This is a genomic window from Pseudomonas sp. C32 (assembly GCF_030417915.1).
Classification (GTDB): domain Bacteria; phylum Pseudomonadota; class Gammaproteobacteria; order Pseudomonadales; family Pseudomonadaceae; genus Aquipseudomonas.
The window spans coordinates 56,707-82,212 of record NZ_JAUHUK010000012.1 but is presented as its reverse complement, the minus strand read 5'-3'; the positions used below and the strand labels follow the sequence as shown (position 1 = coordinate 82,212).

At 58.5% G+C, this 25,506-nt stretch carries 29 protein-coding genes; 25 read left to right on the top strand and 4 right to left on the bottom strand.

Annotated elements, in window-relative coordinates:
* Positions 1-21: 21 nt before the first annotated feature.
* Complete coding sequence (locus QYH43_RS15385) at positions 22-600, bottom strand: nucleoside triphosphate pyrophosphatase (RefSeq protein ID WP_095056617.1); 579 nt, start codon at positions 598-600, stop codon at positions 22-24.
* A gap of 105 nt (positions 601-705) precedes the next feature.
* On the opposite strand from QYH43_RS15385, the gene QYH43_RS15380 reads away from it, so the two are divergent.
* The 16 genes from QYH43_RS15380 to QYH43_RS15305 all read left to right on the top strand — a co-directional run bounded on the left by QYH43_RS15380 (position 706) and on the right by QYH43_RS15305 (position 14,081).
* Entirely contained in the window at positions 706-1,233 is a 528-nt protein-coding gene (locus QYH43_RS15380; RefSeq protein WP_008066540.1) for a YceD family protein, read from the top strand.
* 13 nt (positions 1,234-1,246) lie between these two features.
* Positions 1,247-1,429: a 50S ribosomal protein L32 gene (gene rpmF, locus QYH43_RS15375; protein WP_003179396.1), complete on the top strand. Its 183-nt coding sequence runs from the start codon at positions 1,247-1,249 to the stop codon at positions 1,427-1,429.
* Positions 1,430-1,433: 4 nt separating this feature from the next.
* Entirely contained in the window at positions 1,434-2,444 is a 1,011-nt protein-coding gene (gene plsX / locus QYH43_RS15370; protein ID WP_301157321.1) for a phosphate acyltransferase PlsX, read from the top strand.
* A 126-nt stretch (positions 2,445-2,570) separates the two neighbouring features.
* On the top strand, positions 2,571-3,509 hold the full coding sequence (gene fabD, locus QYH43_RS15365) for an ACP S-malonyltransferase (RefSeq protein WP_095056619.1): 939 nt from the start codon (positions 2,571-2,573) through the stop codon (positions 3,507-3,509).
* Positions 3,510-3,525: 16 nt separating this feature from the next.
* On the top strand, positions 3,526-4,266 hold the full coding sequence (fabG, locus tag QYH43_RS15360) for a 3-oxoacyl-ACP reductase FabG (RefSeq protein ID WP_007987168.1): 741 nt from the start codon (positions 3,526-3,528) through the stop codon (positions 4,264-4,266).
* A gap of 196 nt (positions 4,267-4,462) precedes the next feature.
* Positions 4,463-4,699, top strand: coding sequence for an acyl carrier protein (acpP, locus tag QYH43_RS15355; protein WP_003175607.1), 237 nt, complete (start codon positions 4,463-4,465; stop codon positions 4,697-4,699).
* Positions 4,700-4,808: 109 nt separating this feature from the next.
* Positions 4,809-6,053, top strand: coding sequence for a beta-ketoacyl-ACP synthase II (fabF, locus tag QYH43_RS15350; protein WP_095056620.1), 1,245 nt, complete (start codon positions 4,809-4,811; stop codon positions 6,051-6,053).
* Positions 6,053-6,868, top strand: coding sequence for an aminodeoxychorismate lyase (pabC, locus tag QYH43_RS15345; RefSeq protein ID WP_301157320.1), 816 nt, complete (start codon positions 6,053-6,055; stop codon positions 6,866-6,868). The genes fabF and pabC overlap by 1 nt, the downstream gene beginning before the upstream one ends.
* A 3-nt stretch (positions 6,869-6,871) precedes the next feature.
* The gene (gene mltG / locus QYH43_RS15340) at positions 6,872-8,095 is read left to right on the top strand and encodes an endolytic transglycosylase MltG (RefSeq protein ID WP_301157319.1); all 1,224 of its coding nucleotides are present in this window, start codon (positions 6,872-6,874) and stop codon (positions 8,093-8,095) included.
* A 19-nt stretch (positions 8,096-8,114) separates the two neighbouring features.
* Positions 8,115-8,747 (top strand): dTMP kinase, encoded by a 633-nt coding sequence (tmk, locus tag QYH43_RS15335; protein WP_095056623.1) that lies wholly within the window; start codon positions 8,115-8,117, stop codon positions 8,745-8,747.
* Positions 8,740-9,726, top strand: a complete 987-nt coding sequence (locus tag QYH43_RS15330; protein WP_301157318.1) for a DNA polymerase III subunit delta' — start codon at positions 8,740-8,742, stop codon at positions 9,724-9,726. Before tmk ends, QYH43_RS15330 begins: the two co-directional genes overlap by 8 nt.
* 71 nt (positions 9,727-9,797) lie before the next feature.
* Entirely contained in the window at positions 9,798-10,589 is a 792-nt protein-coding gene (locus tag QYH43_RS15325) for a TatD family hydrolase (RefSeq protein ID WP_095056625.1), read from the top strand.
* 390 nt (positions 10,590-10,979) lie between these two features.
* Positions 10,980-11,618, top strand: a complete 639-nt coding sequence (locus QYH43_RS15320; protein WP_095056626.1) for a TetR/AcrR family transcriptional regulator — start codon at positions 10,980-10,982, stop codon at positions 11,616-11,618.
* Positions 11,619-11,756: 138 nt separating this feature from the next.
* Positions 11,757-12,725, top strand: coding sequence for a GTP 3',8-cyclase MoaA (locus QYH43_RS15315; RefSeq protein ID WP_095056627.1), 969 nt, complete (start codon positions 11,757-11,759; stop codon positions 12,723-12,725).
* A gap of 170 nt (positions 12,726-12,895) precedes the next feature.
* Positions 12,896-13,504: a DUF4823 domain-containing protein gene (locus tag QYH43_RS15310; RefSeq protein WP_095056628.1), complete on the top strand. Its 609-nt coding sequence runs from the start codon at positions 12,896-12,898 to the stop codon at positions 13,502-13,504.
* 16 nt (positions 13,505-13,520) lie between these two features.
* Positions 13,521-14,081, top strand: a complete 561-nt coding sequence (locus tag QYH43_RS15305) for a DUF1285 domain-containing protein (RefSeq protein WP_095056629.1) — start codon at positions 13,521-13,523, stop codon at positions 14,079-14,081.
* A gap of 143 nt (positions 14,082-14,224) precedes the next feature.
* Here the strand turns inward: QYH43_RS15305 and QYH43_RS15300 are convergent, their stop codons facing one another.
* Both QYH43_RS15300 and QYH43_RS15295 read right to left on the bottom strand, forming a co-directional pair.
* Complete coding sequence (locus QYH43_RS15300; RefSeq protein ID WP_301157317.1) at positions 14,225-14,548, bottom strand: hypothetical protein; 324 nt, start codon at positions 14,546-14,548, stop codon at positions 14,225-14,227.
* Between the two features lie 80 nt (positions 14,549-14,628).
* Entirely contained in the window at positions 14,629-15,834 is a 1,206-nt protein-coding gene (locus tag QYH43_RS15295) for an MFS transporter (RefSeq protein ID WP_301157316.1), read from the bottom strand.
* A gap of 343 nt (positions 15,835-16,177) precedes the next feature.
* Here QYH43_RS15295 and QYH43_RS15290 point away from each other — a divergent pair, with 343 nt between their 5' ends.
* A complete protein-coding gene (locus QYH43_RS15290) occupies positions 16,178-16,660 on the top strand; it encodes a GNAT family N-acetyltransferase (RefSeq protein WP_095056632.1) in 483 nt (160 codons plus the stop codon).
* A gap of 113 nt (positions 16,661-16,773) precedes the next feature.
* On the opposite strand, the gene QYH43_RS15285 is transcribed toward QYH43_RS15290, so the two are convergent.
* A complete protein-coding gene (locus QYH43_RS15285) occupies positions 16,774-18,438 on the bottom strand; it encodes an electron transfer flavoprotein-ubiquinone oxidoreductase (protein ID WP_095056633.1) in 1,665 nt (554 codons plus the stop codon).
* Positions 18,439-18,984: 546 nt separating this feature from the next.
* Between QYH43_RS15285 and QYH43_RS15280 the strand changes: the two genes are divergently transcribed.
* The 8 genes from QYH43_RS15280 to QYH43_RS15245 all read left to right on the top strand — a co-directional run bounded on the left by QYH43_RS15280 (position 18,985) and on the right by QYH43_RS15245 (position 25,468).
* Entirely contained in the window at positions 18,985-19,734 is a 750-nt protein-coding gene (locus QYH43_RS15280) for an electron transfer flavoprotein subunit beta/FixA family protein (RefSeq protein ID WP_007945693.1), read from the top strand.
* A gap of 2 nt (positions 19,735-19,736) precedes the next feature.
* Positions 19,737-20,666, top strand: coding sequence for an electron transfer flavoprotein subunit alpha/FixB family protein (locus tag QYH43_RS15275; RefSeq protein ID WP_057713740.1), 930 nt, complete (start codon positions 19,737-19,739; stop codon positions 20,664-20,666).
* A gap of 100 nt (positions 20,667-20,766) precedes the next feature.
* Positions 20,767-21,594, top strand: a complete 828-nt coding sequence (locus QYH43_RS15270; RefSeq protein WP_095056634.1) for an ABC transporter substrate-binding protein — start codon at positions 20,767-20,769, stop codon at positions 21,592-21,594.
* A gap of 9 nt (positions 21,595-21,603) precedes the next feature.
* Complete coding sequence (locus QYH43_RS15265; protein WP_095056635.1) at positions 21,604-21,960, top strand: DUF4398 domain-containing protein; 357 nt, start codon at positions 21,604-21,606, stop codon at positions 21,958-21,960.
* A complete protein-coding gene (locus QYH43_RS15260; RefSeq protein WP_301157315.1) occupies positions 21,957-22,769 on the top strand; it encodes an OmpA family protein in 813 nt (270 codons plus the stop codon). The genes QYH43_RS15265 and QYH43_RS15260 overlap by 4 nt, the downstream gene beginning before the upstream one ends.
* Positions 22,770-23,044: 275 nt before the next feature.
* On the top strand, positions 23,045-24,484 hold the full coding sequence (locus QYH43_RS15255) for a PLP-dependent aminotransferase family protein (protein WP_095056637.1): 1,440 nt from the start codon (positions 23,045-23,047) through the stop codon (positions 24,482-24,484).
* An 87-nt stretch (positions 24,485-24,571) separates the two neighbouring features.
* Positions 24,572-25,048, top strand: a complete 477-nt coding sequence (locus QYH43_RS15250) for a translation initiation factor 2 (RefSeq protein ID WP_301157314.1) — start codon at positions 24,572-24,574, stop codon at positions 25,046-25,048.
* 165 nt (positions 25,049-25,213) lie between these two features.
* Entirely contained in the window at positions 25,214-25,468 is a 255-nt protein-coding gene (locus QYH43_RS15245; RefSeq protein WP_301157313.1) for a YkgJ family cysteine cluster protein, read from the top strand.
* Positions 25,469-25,506 lie beyond the last annotated feature (38 nt).

The following is a 25,506-nucleotide window of genomic DNA, read 5'->3' as shown; positions in this document are numbered from 1 at the left end:
GGTTCGCCAGCAAGCCGGCTCCTACGGGATTTGCACGCCTTCAGCCAGCAACATGTCGATCAGGCGAATCAATGGCAGGCCGACGAGGCTGGTCGCGTCAGGCCCTTCGGTGCTTTGAAACAGGCTGACGCCCAGACCCTCGGCCTTGAAGCTGCCAGCGCAGTCGTAGGGCTGTTCGGCGCGCAGGTAGCGTTCAATTCGTGCGGTGTCGAGTGTGCGCATGTGTACCGTGAATGGCACGCAGTCGACCTGGCAATGGCCGGTCTGGCTGTTCAGCAGGGCCAGTCCGGTCAGGAATGTCACGCTGGTGCCGCTTGAGGCCTGGAGTTGCTCTCGGGCTTTTTCGAAGGTGTGTGGCTTGCCGATAATGCGGTTGCCCAATACGGCGACCTGATCTGAGCCGATAATCAGATGAGCGGTATGGCTGTCCGCCAGGGCGCGCGCCTTCTCTTCGGCCAGGCGTTTGACCAGCTCGATGGCGGGCTCGCCGGGGCGATGGCTCTCGTCGATATCCGGCGAGCTGCACGTAAAGGGTAGCTGCAAACGGGTCAGTAATTCCCGGCGATAAGCTGAGCTGGAAGCGAGTAATAAAGGCAGCATGCGCAACTCCAAATGACAGTCGTGAATTCTAGCGGGGCTTCCAAGTGACGGACAGGGCTGAATTTCCTTTGACATGGCCGGGTGCATCCCTATAATGCTGCGCCTATGTTGAATGACCCGATTCCACCTCACGTTGACCCGCGCAAATTGGCTGATCGTGGCACCACCCTCCAAGGTGAAATGCTGCTGGCCGATTTGAAGAGACTCTGCGACCCGCTTTCCGACAATGTCGGTACGGTGCAGGCTAAATTCGTTTTTGAACGAGATGAACGTAAATCTGTGGTCATCCACAGTTTTATCGACACCGAGGTCAAAATGGTTTGCCAGCGTTGTCTTGAGCTGGTCACCCTGCCGATCCATAGCGAATGCAGTTACGCTGTGGTGAAGGAGGGTGCGAATACCCAGTCGTTGCCGAAAGGTTATGACGTGCTGGAACTGGGCGAAGATCCTTTGGATCTGCAGTCACTGATCGAGGAGGAGCTTCTGCTCGCCTTGCCCATTGTGCCTGCTCATCATCCGGAAGAATGCCAGCAGCCGGCGGGAGCAGATGAGCCCGAACCGAGCGAGGACGAGGTAACGCGGTCCAACCCGTTCAGTGTATTGGCGCAGTTAAAGCGTGACCCAAACGTTTAGGAGTTAATCAATTATGGCTGTTCAGCAGAACAAAAAATCCCGCTCTGCCCGTGACATGCGCCGTTCGCACGACGCTCTCGAGGCTAGCACCCTGTCTGTAGAAAAAACCACCGGTGAAGTTCACCTGCGTCACCACGTATCGCCAGAAGGCGTATACCGTGGCCGTAAAGTGATCGACAAGGGCGCTGACGAGTAATCACTTGTCTGCTCAAGTCATCGCGATTGACGCAATGGGCGGGGACTTCGGTCCCCGCAGCATTGTTCAGGCCAGCTTCGCTTGTCTGGCTGCTACCCCCTCGCTGCACCTGACCCTCGTCGGTCAACCCTCCCTTCTTGAAGAACTGATCGCTGGCCATTCGGCTGTGGATCGCGCACGCCTGTCGATTGCTCCGGCGTCCGAAGTCATCACTATGGACGAAAAACCTGCCCAGGCCCTGCGAGGCAAGCCCGACTCATCCATGCGCGTGGCGCTCGAGTTGCTGCGCGATGACAAGGTCCAGGCCTGCGTCAGTGCCGGCAATACCGGTGCGTTGATGGCGCTGTCGCGTTTTGTGCTCAAGACCTTGCCGGGCATTGATCGGCCGGCCATGGTGGCGGCCATTCCGACACAGAAGGGTTATTGCCAGTTGCTCGATCTGGGTGCCAACGTCGATTGCAGCGCGGAACATCTGTTGCAGTTCGCTGTGATGGGCTCGGTCGCAGCGGAAACGCTGGGCATTGCTCGTCCGCGCGTGGCGTTGTTGAACATCGGCACCGAGGACATCAAGGGAAATCAGCAGGTCAAGCTGGCCGCCACGTTGTTGCAGGCAGCCCGAGGTATCAATTACATCGGTTTTGTCGAAGGTGATGGTTTGTACCGTGGCGAAGCTGATGTGGTGGTGTGCGACGGATTTGTCGGCAATATCCTGCTCAAATCCAGCGAAGGCCTGGCGACCATGATTGCCGGGCGTATCGAAGCGTTGTTCAGGCAGAGTGTTGCTTCGCGCATGGTCGGTGCATTGGCGTTGCCGCTGATGAAGCGCTTGCAGGCTGACCTGGCGCCCGCGCGGCACAACGGTGCGAGCTTTCTCGGCTTGCAGGGCATTGTCGTGAAAAGCCACGGATCTGCCGGGGTGCAGGGCTTTCAAAGTGCCATTCAGCGCGCGCTGATCGAAATTCAGGAAAACCTGCCAGAACGCATTCACGGTCGTCTGGAGGATTTGTTGCTTTAGGCGTTTTCGTCGGACAATGCTTAAATGTGACTGCTCGGTTCGAGTCACCATCCAACTGTCAGTTTCTTGCGTCCCAAAAACCGGGGCGTCAACTCTCCGACGACAAGATCATTAGGGGCTTGTTACATGTCTGCTTCCCTCGCATTCGTCTTTCCAGGACAGGGTTCGCAGTCCCTCGGCATGCTGGCCGAGTTGGGCGCACAACACCCAGTTGTCCTCGAAACATTCAAAGAAGCTTCCGATGCTCTGGGTTACGACCTATGGGCACTGACCCAGCAAGGGCCGGAAGAGCAACTCAATCAGACCGATAAAACCCAGCCGGCCATTCTGACCGCCTCGATCGCCCTGTGGCGCCTGTGGCTGGCTGAAGGCGGTGCGCGTCCGGCTTACGTTGCCGGGCACAGCCTGGGTGAATACAGCGCGTTGGTCGCTGCCGGCAGCCTGAGCCTGGGTGACGCGGTGAAACTGGTCGAGCGTCGTGGTCAGTTGATGCAGGAGGCCGTTCCGGCCGGGCAGGGCGGCATGGCCGCCATCCTGGGTCTGGAAGATGCGGACGTACTGGCCGCCTGTGCCGAAGCGGCGCAAGGCGACGTGGTCAGCGCGGTGAACTTCAACTCCCCGGGTCAGGTCGTCATCGCTGGCGCCAAGGCTGCGGTCGAGCGCGCTATTGAAGGTTGCAAGGCGCGGGGTGCCAAGCGCGCCATGCCATTGCCGGTCAGCGTGCCATCACACTGCGAACTGATGCGTCCGGCCGCCGAGCGTTTCGCCGAGTCGATCGCCGCGATCGACTGGCAAGTCCCACAGATTCCCGTTGTGCAGAACGTCAGTGCCGAAGTGCCGGGCGATCTGGAAACCCTCAAGCGTGATTTGCTTGAGCAGCTCTACAAGCCAGTACGCTGGGTTGAATCGGTCCAGGCGCTGGCCGCCAAGGGCGCGACCCAACTGGTCGAATGCGGTCCGGGCAAAGTACTGGCCGGTCTGAACAAGCGCTGTGCTGAAGGCGTGTCGACATCCAACCTCAATACCCCAGACGCTTTCGCTGCCGCTCGTGCAGCGTTGGCCTGAATCAGGAGAAGCTTGCATGAGTCTGCAAGGTAAAGTTGCACTGGTCACCGGTGCAAGCCGTGGCATCGGCCAGGCTATCGCCCTGGAACTGGGTCGTCAGGGCGCCATCGTAGTGGGCACCGCGACCTCTGCGTCGGGTGCTGAGCGTATTGCCGCTACCCTGAAAGAAAACGGTATCCAGGGGACTGGCCTGGAACTCAATGTCACCAGTGACGAGTCCGTGGCAAGTGTCCTGGCAAGCATTCAGGAGCAGTTCGGTGCGCCGGCAATCCTGGTCAACAATGCCGGTATCACCCGCGATAACCTGATGATGCGTATGAAAGACGACGAGTGGCATGACGTTGTCGATACCAACCTGAACAGTCTGTTCCGCCTGTCCAAGGGCGTTTTGCGTGGTATGACCAAGGCCCGTTGGGGTCGAATTATCAGTATTGGTTCGGTTGTGGGTGCCATGGGCAACGCAGGCCAAGTAAACTACGCTGCCGCCAAGGCCGGTCTGGAAGGTTTCAGCCGTGCACTGGCGCGTGAAGTCGGTTCGCGTTCGATTACGGTAAACTCGGTGGCCCCAGGGTTCATCGATACCGATATGACCCGTGAACTGCCCGAGGCGCAGCGTGAAGCTTTGCAGACGCAGATTCCGCTGGGCCGTCTGGGACAAGCTCAAGAGATCGCGTCCGTGGTCGCTTTTCTTGCGTCGGACGGTGCGGCTTACGTTACCGGAGCTACAATCCCGGTGAACGGCGGGATGTACATGTAATTCAAATGTGACGGATTGCTTCAAAAAAATGTCATACGAGCTGTCTAAAATCCGTTATAAAGCTGCAATCTATTTATAGGCAGAGGGTCACCGGGTTCGAGGAGTGAAGCTTTCAGTTGAAAAGCTGAAAAGTCTTTCTATACACTTACCCACTGGCCAGCTGCCTGAATTTGTCCATTAGGAGTGAAAACAAGGTATGAGCACCATCGAAGAGCGCGTCAAGAAAATCGTTGCTGAGCAACTGGGCGTTAAAGAAGAAGAAGTGGTCAACACTGCTTCCTTCGTTGAAGACCTGGGTGCCGACTCCCTTGACACCGTTGAGCTGGTGATGGCTCTGGAAGAGGAATTCGAGACCGAAATCCCTGACGAAGAAGCCGAGAAGATCACTACTGTACAAGCTGCAATCGACTACGTTACTAGCCATCAGGCGTAATAGTTTGTAATCGTTGCTCGCTGTCATGGAAAAACCGCACTGCCATCATGGCGTGCGGTTTTTTCTTTAGGCCTGATGCAAAGTCGTCATTTGAAAAAAGGAGAGTGCTGTGTCGCGTAGACGCGTCGTAGTCACCGGTATGGGTATGTTGTCGCCACTGGGCACGGATGTGCCGAGCAGCTGGCAGGGCATTCTGGCTGGCCGCAGTGGCATTGGTCTGATCGAACACGCCGACCTTTCTGCCTATTCCACCCGTTTTGGCGGCTCGGTAAAGGACTTCAATGTCGAGGAATACCTGTCGGTCAAAGAAGCCCGCAAACTCGACCTGTTCATTCAGTACGGTCTGGCCGCAGGTTTTCAGGCGGTACGCAATGCCGGTCTGGAAGTCACTGACGCCAACCGTGAGCGTATCGGCGTGGCCATGGGCTCGGGTATTGGCGGTCTGACCAATATCGAAGAAACCGCCCGCACGCTGCACGAGACCGGCCCGCGACGGATCTCTCCGTTCTTCGTGCCAGGCTCGATCATCAATATGATTTCCGGTTTCCTGTCCATCCACTTGGGTGCACAGGGGCCTAACTACGCCATCGCCACAGCGTGTACCACAGGTACGCACTGCATCGGCATGGCGGCCCGCAACATCATGTACGACGAAGCCGACGTGATGATTGCCGGCGGTGCCGAGATGGCGGCCTGCGGTCTGGGCATGGGCGGCTTCGGTGCCTCCCGCGCACTGTCGACCCGCAACGACGAGCCGACCCGCGCCAGCCGTCCATGGGACAAGGGCCGCGATGGCTTTGTATTGTCCAATGGCGCCGGTGCGCTGGTGCTGGAAGAACTCGAGCATGCCAAGGCGCGTGGCGCGACCATCTACGCCGAGCTGATCGGCTTTGGTACCAGTGGCGATGCCTACCACATGACCTCGCCGCCAGCCGATGGCGCAGGTGCAGCGCGCTGCATCACCAATGCGCTGCGCGATGCCAAAATCAATGGCGATCAAGTGCAGTACATCAACGCCCACGGCACCTCGACTCCCGCAGGCGACCTGGCGGAAGTCAATGCGATCAAGTCAGTGTTCGGCGAGCACGCCTACAAGCTGGCAGTCAGTTCGACCAAGTCCATGACCGGTCACCTGTTGGGTGCGGCGGGCGCGGTTGAGGCGATCTTCAGCGTACTGGCGATCAACAGCCAGGTGGCGCCGCCGACCATCAACCTCGATGAGCCGGACGAAGGCTGCGATCTCGATTTTGTGCCGCACACTGCGCGCAATATGGACATTGATGTGGTGGTTTCCAACTCCTTCGGGTTTGGCGGCACCAACGGCTCGCTGGTGTTCCGCCGGTTCGCAGGCTGATGGACTGCTGGGTCGACGGTCAGCCGGCGGACGCTTTGTCGCTGAAGGATCGCGGCCTGGCTTATGGTGATGGTCTGTTCGAGACCATCGCTGTGCGTAATGGACTCCCGGTGCTGCTGGATCGTCATCTGTTGCGTTTGGCCAGGGGGTGCCAGCGGTTGGCGATCAACCTTGATCATGAACTCATGGTCGCGGAGTTGTTGAACTATGCCGCGAAGCTGGACGAAGGTGTGCTCAAGCTGATCGTCACACGCGGTGACAGCTTGCGCGGCTACGCCTTCGATCCCTCGGTTTCCGCTCGACGCATTTTGTCGGGCAACCCACCAGCGGTCTATCCGGATGCCCATGCTGAGCAAGGCGTTCGCCTGTTTCCTTGTACGACACGACTTTCAAATCAACCTCTGCTCGCCGGGCTCAAGCATTTGAATCGCCTGGAGCAGGTCCTCGCCCGTGCCGAATGGCAGGACACCGAGCATGCTGAAGGCTTGATGCTCGATCAGGCAGGGCGCGTGATTGAAGGCGTATTCAGTAATCTGTTCCTGGTGCGCAATGGCGTGCTGATCACGGCAGACCTCAAACGCTGTGGCGTCGCCGGGGTGATGCGCGAAGAAATTTTGTTTCAAGGCGAGTCGTCGGGTATCCCCACGCAAATCACCGATATCCCCCTCGAACAGCTGCAATGGGCTGACGAAGTCTTTGTCTGCAACAGCGTTTATGGCGTTTGGCCGGTGCGTGCTTATGCAGCACTGAGCTGGCCGGTTGGGCCGCTCACCCGTAAACTCCAAACCATTGCCAATGAGCTACTGGATGCTTGATACGTGAGACGTAAACTCTTGCTGCTGCTGGAAACCGGACTGGTTCTGGCGGGGCTGATGTTGGGTGCTTCTGCCTGGAAAATTCATTCGGCATTGGTGCAACCGCTGAATATCACTCAGGAAAAACTGCTGGAGGTGCCCAAGGGCACGACTCCGAACCGCACCTTCCTGAAAATGGAAGCTGACGGCGTCATCAAGGACGCATTCTGGCTGCGCGTCTATTGGCGCTTCAACCTGCCCAAACAACCTCTGCACAGCGGTGAATACCGCATGGTTCCCGGCATGACAGTCGAAGGGCTGATCGATCTGTGGAAGCGCGCAGAGATGGTTCAGTACAGCCTGACCCTGGTCGAAGGCTGGAATTTCCATCAAGTGCGTGCGGCCCTGGCCAGGGATGAAAAACTCGAGCAGACCCTTGATGGATTGAGCGACAGCCAGGTCATGGACAAGCTCGGCCATACCGGGGTTTTTCCCGAAGGGCGATTCTTCCCTGACACGTATCGCTTCGTGCGCGGCATGTCCGATGTCGAGCTGCTGAAAATTGCCTACGATCGCCTTAACGATGTGCTTGCCAAAGAGTGGGCGCAACGATCGGCGGACGTGCCGTACACCGAACCCTATCAAGCGCTGATCATGGCCTCGCTGGTGGAAAAGGAAACCGGTGTGCCGCAGGAGCGTGGGCAGATTGCCGGTGTGTTTGTACGGCGCATGGCGATAGGCATGTTGCTGCAGACCGACCCGACGGTGATTTATGGCCTGGGTGATCGTTACAGCGGCAAGTTGAACCGTGCACATCTCAGAGAAGCCACGCCCTATAACACTTACATGAATGCAGGTTTGCCGCCGACCCCGATTGCCATGGTCGGTCGCGAAGCGATCCATGCGGCGCTCAATCCGGTGGAGGGCAGCAGCCTGTACTTCGTGGCGCGCGGTGATGGCAGCCACGTGTTCTCCGATGATCTGGATGCGCACAACAATGCAGTGCGTGAGTACCAGATCAAGCGCCGAGCCGATTACCGCTCCAGCCCGGCACCGATCTCTGCACCCGAGACGCCGGTGGAGGAGCCTGCCGCGTCGGCGTCTGAGGACGCCGAGATGCCGATCCCGACCGCGTCACCGGACACTGATCCGGACGCTTCGCCGTCGGTGCAGCCGCAAGATCCCGCGCCTGAACCCGCACCGGATGCACCGGCTTCCGATGCAAGCACACCGCAAAGCTCGCAATGACTCTGACTAAGGACTGCCTGTGACTGGCTTGTTTATTACTCTGGAAGGCCCTGAAGGCGCCGGCAAGAGCACCAACCGCGAATACCTGGCCGAACGTTTGCGCGCCGCCGGTATTGAGGTGGTGCTGACCCGTGAGCCGGGTGGAACGCCACTGGCCGAGCGTATTCGCGAGGTGTTGTTGGCCCCGGTCGATGAAGTCATGAACCCGGATACCGAGTTGTTGCTGGTGTTCGCCGCCCGCGCTCAACACCTGGCCGAAGTCATTCGCCCGGCATTGGCCCGTGGTGCCGTGGTCTTGTGTGATCGCTTTACCGACTCGACTTACGCCTACCAGGGCGGTGGTCGCGGATTGTCGCTGGAGCGCATTGCCGCTCTGGAAACCTTTGTCCAGGGTGACCTGCGCCCGGACTTGACGCTGATTTTCGATCTGCCCGTGGAAGTCGGCCTGGCCCGGGCCAGTGCTCGCGGTCGCCTGGATCGCTTCGAGCTCGAAGGCCGGACGTTTTTCGATGCGGTGCGCAGTGCTTTCCTCAAGCGTGCCGAGGCAGATCCGGCGCGCTATGTGCTGGTGGATGCCGCACAACCGTTGGCGCAGGTTCAGCAGTCACTGGATACATTGTTGCCACGTTTGCTGGAGCTGACCCGTGGCTGAGGCCTATCCGTGGCAGGACAGTCTGTGGCAGCAACTGGCCGGTCGTGCCCAGCACGCCCATGCCTATCTGTTGCACGGTCCGGCCGGTATCGGCAAACGGGCGCTGGCCGAACGCTTGATGGCCAACCTGCTGTGCCAGCGTCCGGCCGGCCTTGAAGCCTGTGGCGAATGCAAATCCTGCCTGCTGCTGAAGGCGGGCAGTCATCCGGATAACTACATTCTGGAACCGGAAGAAGCCGACAAGGCGATCAAGGTTGATCAGGTCCGGGATCTGGTCAGTTTCGTCGTGCAGACCGCCCAGCTGGGCGGGCGCAAAGTGGTGCTGATCGAGCCGGTCGAGTCGATGAACATCAATGCGGCCAACGCCTTGCTGAAAAGCCTTGAAGAACCGTCCGGCGATACCGTTCTGTTGCTGGTCAGTCACCAGCCAAGCCGACTGCTGCCGACCGTCAAGAGTCGTTGTGTGCAGCAGGCTTGTCCGTTGCCGAGTGCGGCCATGAGCCAGGCTTGGCTGGCCAAGGCCTTGCCGGACTGTTCGGATGACGAGCGTGTCGAGTTGCTGACACTGGCCGCGGGCTCGCCGCTGGCTGCGGTCAATTTGCAGGCCCAGGGCGTTCGCGAACAGCGGGCACAAGTGGTGGAAGGGGTGAAAAAGTTGCTCAAGCAGCAACAGTCGCCGACGCAACTGGCCGAAGGCTGGAATGCTATTCCCTTGTTGCTGCTGTTCGACTGGTTTTGCGATTGGTCCAGCCTGATCCTGCGCTATCAACTGACCCAGGATGAAGAGGGGCTGGGTTTGACCGATATGCGCAAGGTCGTTCAGTACCTGGCGCAGAAAACCGCTCAGGACAAAGTCTTGAATATCCAGGACTGGATCCTCGCCCAGCGCCAGAAAGTATTGAGCAAAGCGAACCTGAACCGGGTTTTGTTGCTGGAAGCCTTGCTGGTGCAATGGGCGTCCTTGCCCGCCCAGCGCTGACTGTCTGCGCCTAGACTTAAAGCACCGGGAATCCTGTTGTCCCACTCATTCGATGTAAGTTGCAGCCTTTTATGCTCGTAGATTCCCATTGCCACCTCGATCGCCTTGACTTGACCGTTCACGACGGTTCACTGGATGCCGCACTTGATGCGGCTCGCCAGCGCGGCGTCGGGCACTTTCTGTGTATCGGTGTCAGCGCCGACAATGCCGCCGACGTCAAAGCCCTGGCCGAGCGTTATGACGACGTCGACTGTTCGGTCGGCGTGCATCCGCTGGATGTCCAGCCGGGCGCCGCGCCTGCGCTCGACTGGTTGTTGCAGGAACTCAATCACCCGCGCGTGGTGGCGATTGGCGAAACCGGCCTGGACTATCACTACGAGCCCGAAGCGGCAGAGTTGCAGCAGGAATCCTTTCGCCTGCATCTGCAAGCGGCGCAACAGACCGGTAAACCGGTGATCATTCATACCCGTGGCGCCCGCGCCGATACCCTGAATCTGTTGCGTGAAGCGGCGCTGCCCCAGGCGGGCGTGCTGCATTGCTTCACCGAAGACTGGGAGATGGCGAAAGCTGCGCTGGATATGGGTTACTACATTTCCCTGTCCGGGATTGTCACTTTCCGCAATGCCGACGCCTTGCGCGACGTGGCCAGCAAGGTGCCCGCTGACCGGTTGCTCGTGGAAACCGACTCACCGTACCTGGCGCCGATCCCATATCGCGGCAAGCCAAACCTGCCGCAGTACGTGCGGGAAGTAGCGGAGTTTCTGGCAATGTTGCGGGGTGAGTCCTACGAGCGATTTGCTGAGCAGACCACAGAGAACTTCAAGCGATTGTTTCCCCTGGCGCATGTCAGGGCTTTGGCGTAATACCGGAAAAGATCGCAGCCTGTGGCAGTTCGGGGCTTTGGCCTCTGAATCGCAGGCAAAAAAAACCCGGGTTCTGGGGGGTGAATCCGGGTTAAGACCATTAGGAGTAAAACAATGGCACGCGGTCCGTTGGTACCAATATCGGCGTGACACTTGGGGGAGATGCCCCGCCGACAGTTCAAGTATTGATCAGGATTGCATCCCGTCCAGTTTGATCACCGGGGTTTTTAAACAAATTTGGAATACGGGCGCTTCGGAAGAGTTCTCATCAGTCATCCCGCGTACGCAGAATGACCAGAAAGCGCAGATATGGTCGGATGATCCGTGCATTTTTACGCAAGTTAGGCATAATACGCGGCTTCGAATTTTGACCCGAACAGACCTTTTCTTATGCATAAAGAACCCCGTAAGGTCCGTGAGTTTCGTCGCCGCGAGCAAGAAATTCTCGATACCGCGCTCAAGCTGTTCCTCGAACAAGGTGAAGACAGTGTCACCGTCGAGATGATTGCTGATGCCGTCGGTATCGGCAAAGGTACGATCTACAAGCACTTCAAATCCAAGGCTGAAATCTATCTGCGCCTGATGCTCGATTACGAGCGTGATTTGAACGAGCTGTTGCATTCGGCCGACGTCGACAAGGACAAGGAAGCCCTGTCTCGCGCGTATTTCGAGTTCCGCATGCGCGACCCGCAACGTTATCGCTTGTTTGATCGCCTGGAAGAGAAGGTGGTCAAGGGCAATCAGGTCCCGGAGATGATCGAGGAGTTGCACAACATTCGCGCCTCGAACTTCGAACGCCTGACTCTGCTGATCAAGGGGCGGATCAGCGAAGGCAAACTCGAAGACGTACCCCCTTACTTCCATTACTGCGCGTCCTGGGCGCTGGTGCACGGTGCCGTGGCGCTGTATCACTCGCCGTTCTGGAGCAATGTGCTGGAAGACCAGGAAGGTTTCTTCCAGTTCCTGATGGACATCGGTGTGCGCATGGGCAACAAACGCAAGCGCGACACCGACACCCCAAGCAGCTGAGCCATTCAGCCACCTTATTGCGCCATGATTTCGCTACAGGGTGTCGTTCGCAGGAATATACTCAGGTGTAGGACTTGCTAAAACTTGATTTCTAGGTCAAGTTTTAGCAGCCCCGAATAGTCTTCCACCGGAGAGATCATGATCGTTGACCGTCAAGGCAGGCGTTTTCGCAATTTGCGCATCAGCCTGACCTCCGCCTGCAATTACGCTTGTACCTACTGCGTGCCTAACGGCAAGCGGCTGGTGGCTGCGCAGGATGAGTTGTCGGCCGACGCTATGGCGCGGGGTGTGGCCTATCTGATCGAAGCCGCTGGCATCGAGCGTTTGCGCATCACCGGCGGCGAGCCGCTGGTCAGCCCGAAACTCGAAGCGTTCATGAAGGCTGTCGGGCAGATGGGGCTGGAAGACATCAGCCTGACCACCAATGGCCAGCTGCTGGCAAAGAAACTGCCCCTGCTGGTGGATGCCGGTATCCGGCGCATCAACGTTTCCCTCGATACCCTCGACGCCAGTGCGTTCCGTGGCATTGCCCGTGGCGGCGACCTGGCCACGGTGCTCGACGGCATGGACCAGGCCCACGCGGCCGGCATGAAGATCAAGGTCAACATGGTGCCGTTGCGCGGCCAGAACCTCGATCAGGTGATGCCGCTGCTCGACTACTGTCTCGAACGTGGCTATGAACTGCGCTTCATCGAGCTCATGCGCATGGGCCACTTGGCCAATGACTCCAACACCTTCCTGCAACAATTCGTCAGCCTTCAGCAACTGCTGAGCCTGATCGGCGAGCGCTATGAGTATTTGCAAGCCGATGCACCGGTCGATGCGACCGCTGTGCGCTACGAGATTCCGGGGCTTGGGCATTTCGGTGTGATTGCTAACGAGAGCGTGCCGTTCTGCCGAACCTGTTCTCGGTTGCGCTTGTCTTCAACCGGCTGGCTGCATGGCTGCCTGTCGTCGAGCAACCGTCACTATGTCGGTGATCTGCTCGACAAGCCGCGTCATCAAGCACTGCCGGCGTTGCAGCGCCTGTTGGTGAAAGCCTTGGGTGACAAGCAGGAAGTGGCGTTTTCCGGCGGCGCTACCGTCATGAAAATTATCGGCGGCTGAATCGGCCTCATCGCGGGCAAGCCACGCTCCCACAGGGTTTTGCGTAAACGCTGTGGGAGCGTGGCTTGCCCGCGATTGCGTTTGATCAGGCACGATGAACTTGAGCTGGCGCGGAAGCTGCATCCAACGGCCATTCGCCGGTTTTCCGTCACCGGCCTCTGGAGGATAGGATGCGTAGCCTGGTTTTGCTGCTGGCCGTTTTGGCGCTTGGTGGCTGCATGAACGTCAGCGATATGGCCGAAATGACCCGTTACCATATGAGCGATGCAGGGGTGCTCGACCACAGCGACAGCCGTCGCGTGAATAACCTGCGCATTCAGCCCGACTCCTTCGTCTATATTGCCCAGGGTGCGTTCATGCCACCGGGCAGCACTGTTTATCCGCGCCCTAACGTGATTGCCGAAGTTGCCTTCGATGGCTTTGTCGAATACTTCCCAATGGTACGCCGTGCCCGTGTCCCCGAAGGACTCGACCAGGCCATGAGTGAAGCCCGTGCCGTCGGCGCCCACTATCTGCTTTACACGCGTTTTGCCAAGTCAGACGACCGTATCGGCAACTCGGACGAGTGGCTGGATCAGGAAGCGCTGGATCGCCTCGGCATCGACAGCGGCGTGATTCAAATCATGTTGATCGAGACCAGCACCCAGTATTTGATTGATACTGCGCATATCAAGAGTCGTGGCGGTTTGCTGACGTTCCACGACGAAAAACCCGAAGACCTCATGGGCCCGCCGCTGGAACAATATGCGCGCAGCCTGCTGGGGCTCAGCGACCAGTAAATCCAAGGAGAACGCCATGAGTGGCCCGCAAAAAGCCAACGACCTGCTGGGGCAAATCCCCAAGACCAAAGGCTTGCCGCCGGTCCACCTGTGGAATCCCGACTTCTGCGGCGACATCGACATGCGCATCGCCCGCGACGGCACCTGGTATTACCTGGGCACGCCGATCGGGCGCAAGCCGATGGTCAAGTTGTTCTCCACCATCATCCGCCGCGACGGCGATGATTATTTCCTCATTACCCCGGTCGAGAAAGTCGGCATCAAGGTCGACGATGCGCCGTTCGTGGCGATTGCCGTGGACGTGGAAGGTGAGGGCGAGGCACAACTCCTGCGCTTTACCACCAATGTCGAGGAGACCACGGAAGCTGGGGCTGAACACCCGATTCGCGTGGTGATCGATCCGGAGACTCAAGAACCGGCGCCCTACGTTCATGTGCGGACCAATCTCGAAGCGCTGATTCACCGCAACGTGTTTTACCAACTGGTGGAGCTGGCGGTCAGTCGCGAGATCGACGGGCAGCGCTGGCTCGGCGTGTGGAGTGGCGGCGAGTTTTTCCGCATCGGTCTCGAACCCTGAGCCTGACACTGTGGGATCAAGCCTGCTTGCGATGGGGTCCTGCAACGCAACACCTGATTTGGTCATAAACCGCCTTGCGCAACGCCTCAATCAACGGCTGCTTGCAGGCATGGGATTTCTCCTGGCTTCTGAAGTCTGGGCAGCTATTGGCTCATGCCGCCTTTTTTATTGTCAGTGGTGCTTGAGCCGAGTCCACCCTCGCTGGGCGATGTGCTGTCCGGCACATTCAAACCGTCCTGACGGCCCGCATCGTTGCCCTGCATCCGTGGATCGGTACCGGTGGCGGGTGGCAGGTTGATGTCGACATCCGTGCCGTCGGTGTTCATCCCGGGGGCGCTCTGGATGGCAGGCGCCTTGGGTTTTTCTACCGGGTTGGTCGGGCCCGTGCTGGAGCCGATAGCGCCGGCGAGTGCGACAGAGGACAACAACGCAGTGAGGGCGAGGGCGGTCAGTCTGGACAGGCTCATGGTGTCGTCTCCAACGAAGAGGGTCCTGTCTGATTAGTCCACCCTCGATCTGAAGGGGTGCCAAATGAGCGACGAACGGCTCAGGCCTGTTGCAATCCCTTGGCGATGGTTGCCCGACGCCAGATCAACCGGCCCACGGTAATCAGCCAGTTGAGCAAAGCAACGACCAACACCGTGAGCAGCAGTGTAGACATGCCGTGTTCGACGATGATCTTTCCTGCCAGCAGCGGAAAGCCAAACACGCCGATGAAGTACGACAGGCTGAACAGCAACAGGGATTGCGAGGTGGTGCCGTTCGGCGCTTCGTTGGCGGCCAGGCCGTTGATCACCGAATAGGTCAGACCATAACCGACCCCGAGCATCACCGCTGCGAGCAAATAGCTGGGGCCGTCGTCGACGACAAAACCAAACATCAGGATCGAACCCAGCATCAGGCCCGAGAGCAGGCAGGACGCACGAAACGGATCGCGTTTGACCACGAAACCCGCAATCAGCATGCGCCCACTGATCGCTGCGCTCATGAAGCCGAGGAAAAACAACGAATAGTCGAGGGAGCGCGCCGCTGCATAGCTGGTCTGGAAACTCGACAGCCCGCCGAACACGCAACCGCCGAGGCCGACCATGATGATCGCAAATACGGCCTTGGACGACAGCACCTGGCCCGCCGCACGCCAGGAAATCCGCGATACGCTGGTCGATGGCGTCGGCGTCTGTTTCAGCTGTCGATCCAGCCGCCAGAACAGCAGAACGCCGATCAGGCTGGCCAGCGCCGCCAGGTAAAACGCCGCCGTCACCGGATAGCCAAGCGCACTCGCCGCGCGGCCGAGCAATGGTCCGCTACCGATTCCGGTCATCATGCTGCCCGAGAGCAACGCGAAGTATTTGGCGCGCTGGGCTGGCGTCACCAGGCTCGCCACGATGATCGGCCCGAGGGTGTAGAACACGCCCCAGCCCGCCCCCAGCAACAATCCGAAAAACAGCAGCAGATGGCCAAACCCCGGCGTCAATGCGAAACCCAGACTGGCGACTACCAGCAACCCACCGAACAGCGCCACTGAACGCGCAGCACCAAGCAGATCGGACAAGTGCCCGGAAACAATCACCGCCACAAACGTGCTGAGCATCGCCGCCGAAATCACACTGCCCGCATCGTGCTCGTTACCGCCGCGCGAACCGATCAACAGCGACAACAAAAACGTCGAGCCATAGGACAGCGAGAGCAGGTAACTGGCGAGGCAAAACAGGCCGAACAATTTGCGTGAAACTTGAGGTGTTGCGGTCGACATGGCGCGGTTCCTTGACCGGGTAAATGAGCAGCTTGTCTATCTAACCATGCAAGGTCGGGATGTTAGGTCCGAGGTTGTCGATTCCAGGGTTAGTGTTGGCCGGAGTAAGCGTGGTGTTTGAGCTTTTGTGGCGAGGGAGCTTGCTCCCGCTGGGACGCGCAGCGACCCCAATAAAAACGCTGCATTTTTTGGGAGCTCGGTTGAATAGTAGGGGCCTGCTTCGCAAGCCGACGGGAGCAAGCTCCCTCGCCACAAATAAGCACTATCCCGACAGATAAGCGCTATCGCCACAAACCACGCATCGCCTTAGTATGGCGTTTTCAACTTTTGACAAGGCACGTCCATGACGATCGAAATCCGCCCGGCGACTCCCAGTGATGCACCGCAAATCCTCGCGTTCATCACTGAACTGGCCGACTACGAACGTGCCCGTCATGAAGTCATCGCCAGCGTCACCGACATCGAACGCAGCCTGTTCAGCGAAGGCGCCACGGCCCATGGCCTGATCTGCTTACGCGACGGTTTGCCGATCGGTTTCGCGGTGTTCTTCTTCAGCTATTCGACATGGCTGGGTAGCAACTGCTTGTACCTCGAGGACCTTTACATCACCCCGGAACAGCGCGGCGGTGGTGCAGGCAAAACCCTGCTGCGTCATCTGGCAAAAATTGCCTGCGCCAATGATTGCGGGCGGTTTGAGTGGAGTGTGCTGGAGTGGAATACACCGGCCATCGATTTCTACAAATCGTTGGGCGCGCAGCCACAGGAAGAGTGGGTTCGGTATCGGATGGATGGGGCGGTGTTGCGGGATTTTGCTTCGGGTAACTGAAGTTATTAGACGATCGCGGCGTTCGCCAATGCCTGCAGGGAACGCGAATATCCGCTAAATCGCAGGCAACAAAAAGGCCCCCATTTCGGGAGCCTTGATGTTCGCGGTTCGGCTTACATGTTCGGGTAAGTCGGGCCGCCAGCGCCTTCCGGCGTCACCCAAGTGATGTTCTGAGCAGGATCCTTGATGTCGCAGGTCTTGCAGTGAACGCAGTTCTGGGCGTTGATCTGGAAGCGCTTCTCGCCGTCTTCCTTGGTGATCACTTCGTACACGCCAGCCGGGCAGTAACGCTGAGCAGGCTCATCGTACAGGGGCAGGTTCTTGCTGATCGGGATGCTTGGATCGGTCAGCTTCAGGTGGCACGGCTGTTCTTCTTCGTGGTTGGTACCCGAGATGAACACCGAGCTCAATTTGTCGAAGCTGATCTTGCCGTCCGGTTTCGGGTAGTCAATCTTCTTGCAGTCGGCCGCGAGCTTGAGGCAGGCGTAGTCCGGCTTGTTGTCGTGCAGGGTGAACGGCAGTTTGCCGCCGAATATGTTCTGGTCGAGCCAGTTGAAACCACCACCGACGATGGCGCCGAACTTGTGGATCGCCGGGCCGAAGTTACGGCTGGCGAACAGTTCTTCGTGCAGCCAGCTGTTCTTGAACGCTTCCACGTAAGTGGTCAGTTCTTCGCTGCCGTCCTTGTCGGCGAACAGTGCATCAGCCACCGATTCAGCGGCGAGCATGCCGGACTTCATCGCGGTGTGGCTGCCTTTGATCTTGGCGAAGTTCAGGGTGCCGAGGTCGCAACCGATCAGCGCGCCGCCCTTGAAGACCATCTTCGGCAGCGAGTTCAGGCCGCCCTTGCAGATCGCGCGAGCGCCGTAGCTGATGCGCTTGCCGCCTTCCAGGTGCTGCTTGAGCACCGGGTGATGCTTGAGGCGCTGGAACTCGTCGAACGGCGACAGGTAGGTGTTGCTGTAGGACAGGTCGACGATCAGGCCGACTACAACCTGGTTGTTTTCCAGGTGATAGAGGAACGAGCCGCCGGTGTTCTCGGTGCCCATGATGTCCATCGGCCAACCGGCGGTGTGCACTACCAGGCCTGGCTGATGCTTGGCCGGGTCGACTTCCCAGATTTCTTTCAGGCCGATGCCGTAATGCTGGGCGTCAGCGTCAGTGTCCAGGTTGAAGCGCTTGATCAGCTGCTTGCCGATGTGGCCACGGCAACCTTCGGCGAACAGCGTGTACTTGCCACGCAGTTCCATGCCAGGGGTGTACAAGCCTTCTTTCGGGTGACCTTCGCGGTCAACGCCAAGATCACCGGTGATGATCCCGCGAACCACGCCGTTTTCGTCGATCAGCGCTTCCTGAGCGGCGAAGCCCGGGTAGATTTCCACGCCCAGGTTCTCGGCCTGCTGGGCCAGCCAGCGGCACAGGTTGCCCAGGGAGATGATGTAGTTGCCTTCGTTGTGCATGGTCTTGGGCACAAAGAAGTCAGGCACTTTCTGCGCGCTTTCGGCGTTCTTGAGCACGAAGATGTCGTCGCGGGTAACCGGCGTGTTCAACGGCGCGCCGAGTTCTTTCCAGTCCGGGAACAGTTCGTTCAGGGCGCGTGGTTCAAACACGGCACCGGACAGAATGTGAGCACCGACTTCGGAGCCTTTTTCGACCACGCAGACGCTGATTTCCTTACCGGCTTCAGCAGCCTTCTGCTTCAAGCGGCAGGCAGCGGAAAGACCAGCGGGGCCGGCACCGACGATGACCACGTCGAATTCCATGTATTCGCGTTCCACAGGTTATCTCCTACTCAAGGCTCAACAGTTTTTTTTCTAATTGGAGTTTGGTGTCGCATCCATGAATCCCGGCGTGATGCCGAAAGCGGACAAACGATTGACCACCTTTCTCTCTGGGTGGCGCATTATATCTACACCACTCCCAGCGTCCAATACAAACGTTTGTTTGAATTGGCTCAAGCCCAGAGAAATCAAAGTCACGCGCCTTATGAACGGCTATTTTGGCGTATTGACCGGAATAGGCGTTCCGGTCAAGATACGGTCGGTTTTGCGCTCGCCGTAGGCTGACTGGTGGCTTCAAGAGCACCTCTAAAGACAGGGCGATGGCAGTAGATAGTGATGTGCAGCGCAGCTTTGGCGCGCAGTTTACACGCCGCGGTATTGAATGACTCGTCGGTCACGACTGACGAATGGTCATCCACATCATGAGCGATGGTCACTTGACACCTTTGCCGGCGTTTTTGGAGGTGCCCTTGCGCCCGATGAGCATCAACCGCCAGGTTCGCCTAGGCGACTTTCTTTTCACCGGAGAGTAACGAGGAATCCATGAAGGTTCTTGTAGCTGTCAAACGCGTTGTGGATTACAACGTGAAAGTTCGCGTCAAGGCGGACAATTCCGGCGTCGATCTTGCCAACGTCAAGATGTCGATGAACCCGTTCTGCGAGATCGCCGTTGAAGAAGCCGTACGCCTGAAAGAAAAAGGTGTTGCGACTGAAATCGTCGTCGTCTCCGTTGGCCCGTCCACCGCTCAAGAGCAACTGCGCACCGCGCTGGCTCTGGGTGCCGACCGCGCCATCCTCGTCGAATCCGCCGAAGATCTGACTTCCCTGGCCGTTGCCAAACTGTTGAAAGCTGTTGTCGACAAGGAACAGCCTCAGCTGGTGATCCTTGGCAAGCAAGCCATCGACAGCGACAACAACCAGACTGGCCAGATGCTCGCAGCATTGAGCGGCTACGGTCAGGGCACGTTCGCTTCGAAAGTCGAAATCAGCGGCGACAGCGTTGCTGTTACCCGGGAAGTCGACGGCGGCGCGCAGACAGTTTCCCTGAAGCTGCCGGCCATCGTCACCACCGATCTGCGTTTGAACGAGCCGCGCTACGCGTCTCTGCCAAACATCATGAAAGCCAAGAAGAAGCCTCTCGAAGTGCTGACTCCGGACGCTTTGGGCGTTTCCACCGCCTCCACCAACAAGACCGTGAAAGTCGAAGCGCCTGCTGCACGCAGCGCGGGTATCAAGGTCAAGTCGGTGGCTGAACTGGTCGAGAAACTGAAAAACGAAGCGAAGGTAATCTAATCATGACTATCTTGGTAATCGCTGAGCACGACAACAAGGTTGTGGCGCCTGCCACCCTGAACACCGTTGCTGCTGCCGCCAAAATCGGTGGCGACATCCACGTTCTGGTCGCTGGCCAGGGTGTTGGTGCCGTGGCTGAAGCCGCTGCAAAAATCGCTGGCGTGAGCAAAGTATTGGTAGCTGACAACGCCGCCTACGCGCACCAGCTGCCGGAAAACGTCGCTCCTCTGGTGGCAGAGTTGGGCAAGGGCTACAGCCATATCCTGGCTGCCGCTACTTCCAACGGCAAAAACATCCTGCCGCGCGTTGCCGCTGCACTGGACGTTGATCAGATCTCCGAGATCATCTCGGTAGAAAGCGCTGACACTTTCAAGCGTCCGATCTACGCCGGTAACGCCATCGCTACCGTTCAGTCGAACGCAGCAGTCAAAGTCATCACCGTGCGTGCTACCGGTTTCGACCCGGTTGCAGCTGAAGGCGGCTCCGCTGCCGTTGAAGCGGTTGGCGCTGCCCACGACGCTGGCATCTCCAGCTTCGTTGGCGAAGAACTGGCCAAGTCCGATCGTCCGGAACTGACCGCTGCCAAGATCGTCGTTTCCGGCGGCCGCGGCATGCAGAACGGCGACAACTTCAAACACCTGTACGCCTTGGCCGACAAGCTGGGCGCTGCCGTTGGTGCTTCCCGCGCCGCGGTCGACGCAGGTTTCGTACCGAACGACATGCAGGTCGGTCAGACCGGCAAGATCGTTGCTCCTCAGCTGTACATCGCCGTCGGTATTTCCGGCGCGATCCAGCACCTGGCCGGCATGAAAGACTCCAAAGTGATCGTCGCGATCAACAAGGACGAAGAAGCGCCGATCTTCCAGGTGGCCGATTACGGCCTGGTGGCAGACCTGTTCGAAGCTATCCCTGAGCTGGAGAAGCTGGTCTAAACCGGCTGCTTCACTTATAAAGAGCCCGACCTTTTGGTCGGGTTTTTTTTTGCAGTTTTTTCGTAGATGGCATAAGCGGGATTGAGAGGAGTGTATTGCCATGGATCTGCGTTTTGTCTGGAGTTTGCTGGGATTGGCGCTATTACCGGCGCTTTCGTTTGCCGCGGGAAAGTGCGAGCGCCTGGTGGTGACCGGCAGCCCTGATGCGCCACCGTATCTGTGGCAAGACCCACAAAACCCCAGGCACCTGATCGGTGCCAGTGCTGATTTGTTGCGGCACGTGGCGGGGGAGTTGGGAATCAAGGTCGAATTGCTTTACGCCGGCAAACGCTCCCAGGCTCTGGACGAAGTGCGCAGCGGGCGCATGGACATGCTGGCGGACGCGCCGTTGACGGTTAAAGAACTGGAAACGCTGGACTACATTCATCCCCCTCTGCTGGAAAACGATTACCTGGTCTGGACCCGCAAGGATTCCGCGCTGGTCTACAACGAGGCACAGGATCTGCACGGTCATTCCGGTGCCGTGTCGGAAAAGTCTCGATTGACCTCGGGATTTGCCACTTTCGCCGAGCAGCAATTGACCCTCGTCCGTACAGCCAACCTGACCCAAGCCTTTCAGAAACTGCTTTTGAGTGAGGTGGAATTCGTCCTGGCCGGGCGCTACTCGGGTATGGCGATGGCGCAGACATTGGGCATGGCCAACGACCTGGTCGCTCGCCTGCAACCTGTCGACAAGCCGGGCCTGTACCTGGCGGTTTCCCATAACTCCGCCTGCAACGATCCGTGGTTGCGCGGACAGCTGGCCAAAAAGATGACAGAATTGCCCGCGTCCGGACTGACGGAGGCCATGCTGCAACGCAATATCGAGCGCTGGACCGCGCAACAGAAGCAAGCGCCGCTGCAACCCGTCAGTACCCCAAAACAGTAGGGATTTTTAGTGAGTATTCGACCTCTTTTTGCTGCCCTGGCCCTTTTGGCTCTGGCGGGTTGTGCAGCCGATCCGGCGCCGAATGAACAAATGCGCCTGACTGAGCAGGCACTTGAACAAGCCAAGGCCGTAGGCGCCAATGCCGACGATGTGCCGGAAATGAAACTGGCCGAAGACAAGTACAACCGCGCCAAAGGCAGCATGGCCGACGATTCCTTCAAAAATGCGCGCATGCGCGCGGAGCAGGCCGAGCTTGATGCGCGCCTGGCCGAAGCCAAAGTGCTGACGCTCAAGAGCGAGGAGCAGTTGCACGTGCTAGACACCCGCATCACCCGCCTGCGCAAGCAGTTGGGAGATGCCCAATGAGCCTCAAGAACAAAGCGCTCTTCGGTTTGATGCTGGCGGGTTGTGCGAGTCTTTATGGCTGCGCAGGTCAGCGCAGCGAGGTCGCAATACAGCACGCCAGTACCGACTTCCAGAAGGTCAAGGAAGATTCCAATGTGCTGCGTATCGCTCCCAAGGATGTGATTCGTGCCGGTGAATCCCTGGCCCGCGCCGATCGCTTGTCCAGTTACTGGGGCAGCGGCACGGATGTTGTGCACTACGCGTATCTGAGCCAGCGCTACAGCGAAATTGCCAGGGAGCACACCAATCAGGTGCTCAACGAGGAGCGTGCAGCGAAGCTCGAGCTGGAACGCCAGCGGCTGCAATTGGCCTTGCGCGAATCCAAACTGTTCAGCGTGCAGCAGCAGGGAAAATGGCTCGAAGAGCAGATTCTCGCCTTGACCACGGCCCAGACTGACCGAGGCCTGGTGATGACGTTGGGCGACATGCTGTTCGACACCGGTGAGGCGGAACTGAAAACTTCGGCCAATCGCGTGGTGTTGAAGATCGTGCAGTTCCTGCAACTCAATCCCAAGCGCGTCGTGCGCATCGAAGGCTATACCGACAGTACCGGCGGCAAGCAGGAAAACCTCAAGCTGTCCCGGGACCGTGCGCAATCGGTCGCCGATGTGCTGATTGATCTGGGTATCGATGACAAACGCATTCAAGTCGAAGGCTATGGCGATGAATACCCGGTAGAGGTGAATGCCTCCGAGCGGGGAAGGGCGCAGAACCGTCGGGTTGAAATGGTGTTCTCCGACGAAAAAGGCCAGCTCGGCGCCGCCAGGTAGGAGCGGGCGGAGCCTGCGATCTTTTGATCTTGCGCTTGATACTCAAGTGGGCCTGGACAGATCGCAGCCGCGTTTCACTCGACAGCTTCTATAGCCCGGCCTGTCCTGCAGTGCCGGGTTTTTTACGCCTGCCGATCCACTCACAAAACAGTACAGTTTTTGCTGACAATGCACTGTATGGTCGACTATTGTGGCAACTGTCCCAGTACACTTCTAAACTGTTCCGGTAATGTTTCACACAAGAATAAAATGCCCGTGAAATCGAGTGCTGCGTCATGACCAATCTCTTGCTCTACCAACGTATTGCTCAGCAACTGGCCGAAGACATCCGCCGTGGGGTCTATCAACCGGGAGAGCGCGTGCCTTCTGTGCGCAAGATGAGCTCGCAGCTCAATGTCAGCCATGCAACGGTGTTGCAGGCGTACGCCAATCTCGAAGATCAAGGGTTGATCCGTGCCCGGCCGCAGTCGGGTTACTACGTGCACCAGACGCCGGCCTTGACGGCGCCCACGCCGGATATCGCCCGGGTCGAGCGCCCGGGCCTGGTCACCCGCAGCAGCATCATTCAGCAAGTCCTGGTCGAATCCCGTCGTGAAGGCGTTTTCCCATTAGGCGCTGCTGTGCCGAGTGTCGACTATTTACCGGTGCGAGCCCTGCATCAGCAATTAGCCAAAGTCACCCGTTTCCACAGCCCGCGCGCGTTCAGCTACATGTTCAGCCCTGGGTTCGAACCCTTGCGTCGACAAGTGGCAATCCGCATGCGCGATGCCGGCGTGGTGGTCGATCCGTCGGAAGTGGTGATCACCCACGGTTGCGTGGATGCCTTGCAGATGTCCCTGCGAGTCTTGACCCGTCCGGGCGACTTGATTGCCGCCGAATCACCCACCTATTACGGCTTGCTGCAACTGGCGGATCTGCTGGGTCTGAAGGTCATCGAGATCCCCAGCGACCCGTCCACCGGCATGAGTCTCGAAGCCCTGCAACTGGCCGCCAACCAGTGGTCGATCAAAGCGCTGGTGCTGACCACGCGCCTGAGCAATCCATTGGGGGGCACCATGCCCGAGGAGCGGCAGAAGCAACTGCTGCGCCTGGCGTCGGACTTCGATATCCAGATTGTCGAGGACGACATTTACGGCGAACTGATGTTCGAGCAGGGGCGCACCAAATCGCTCAAGGCCTATGATCGGCTGGACCGGGTGATTTATTGCTCGAGCTTCTCCAAAACCCTGTCGCCGGGGGTGCGGATCGGCTGGATGATCGCTGGCAAGTATCAGCAGGAAATCCAGCGCTTGCAGACATTCAGCACCCATTCGGCGTGCAGTGTCACGCAAATGGGCATTGCGGCGTATCTGGAGAATGGCGGGTACGACCGGCATCTGCGTTTCATCCGCCAGGAGTACCGTAAAAATCTCAGCGCGTTTCAACTGGCGGTGCAGCAGCACTTCCCGGAAGGCACGCAGATGACACGGCCGACCGGCGGTTTCATTCTGTGGGTCAGTTTGCCGGGACGGGTCAATACCCAGGAATTGCACGTGCGGGCATTGCAGCAGGGCATCAGTATTGCGCCAGGACTGATTTTCAGTAACACCGAGCAATTCAATCATTGCATCCGCCTGAACTGCGGCATCCCGTGGAACCGCGAAGCGGAGCGCGCCCTGATGACCTTGGGCATGCTGGCCACCCAGCTCTGCCAGGAGACGGCTGGCGGTCTGTGACCTGAAATGCGCGGTCATTGACCGCGCTTGTCTTGTCCGTTGCAACAGGCGAGCATAGACGTCTCTGCCGTTTGCACCGTTGGGTCCATGAAACCGACTTTTCCTGCCGCCTGGTTGTTGATCTGCTTGTCAGTGAGCGTTCAGCCAGCACCCGCCATTGCCGCTTCCGCGCAGGACGAGTCGTCCAACGGCAGTTCGCAGACACAAGAGACGACCGATACCCCCGTGAAAACAGCGGAACCTGCCGAAAAGCGCGCTGAGATGGTAAAAAGTCGTGCTCCCATTGCCCACAAATCGAAATCGGCCAGTGAAGTGGCGAAAACCAGGATTCCATCCGCTCACCTGGATTTGAGACTACCCCGGGACATGGTCCAGGCGCTGAAACCGGTGGGTACTGTGCCGCTGTCCCCGCGTGAACCGTTGTTGCCTGAGATGTTCGGTGACAAAAACAGCCCATTCCAGCTCAACGGAAAGTTGCTCAACAATGAAATGCAGTTGCAGTTGCGCAATGAAGAGCGCCGTGAGGTTGATGGTGCGTTGCTGGAGTTCGAATTCAAACAGTAACGCCTCCCAATCCGTGAGCCTCAGACCAGACGCTTTGTCGGAGACTGGCCGGTCACGCCCGTTTGCGCTGAAAAACCCGCCGGCGGGTAATTTTAAACAACTGTTTTAGGGGGTACTCTGTGCCGCGTCCTTTAACATATCGCTCGTCGCGAGGAGCTTGTCGTCATGAAATGCCGTGAGGGCTGTGGTGCTTGTTGCATTGCCCCTTCCATCAGTTCACCGATTCCCGGAATGCCCAATGGCAAAGCCGCAGGTGAACGCTGCCTGCAGTTGTCGGCCGGGAACCTGTGCAATATTTTTGGGCAACCGGAACGGCCCGCGGTGTGTTCGGCCTTTGAAGCCGACCCCGAAGTGTGCGGAAGCAGCAGCGAAGAGGCCATCAGGCTGATCGGCTGGTGGGAGCAAATGACGGCTGCGTGATGTGTTCAACGGACGGAACTTCAACAATAAGGAATAAG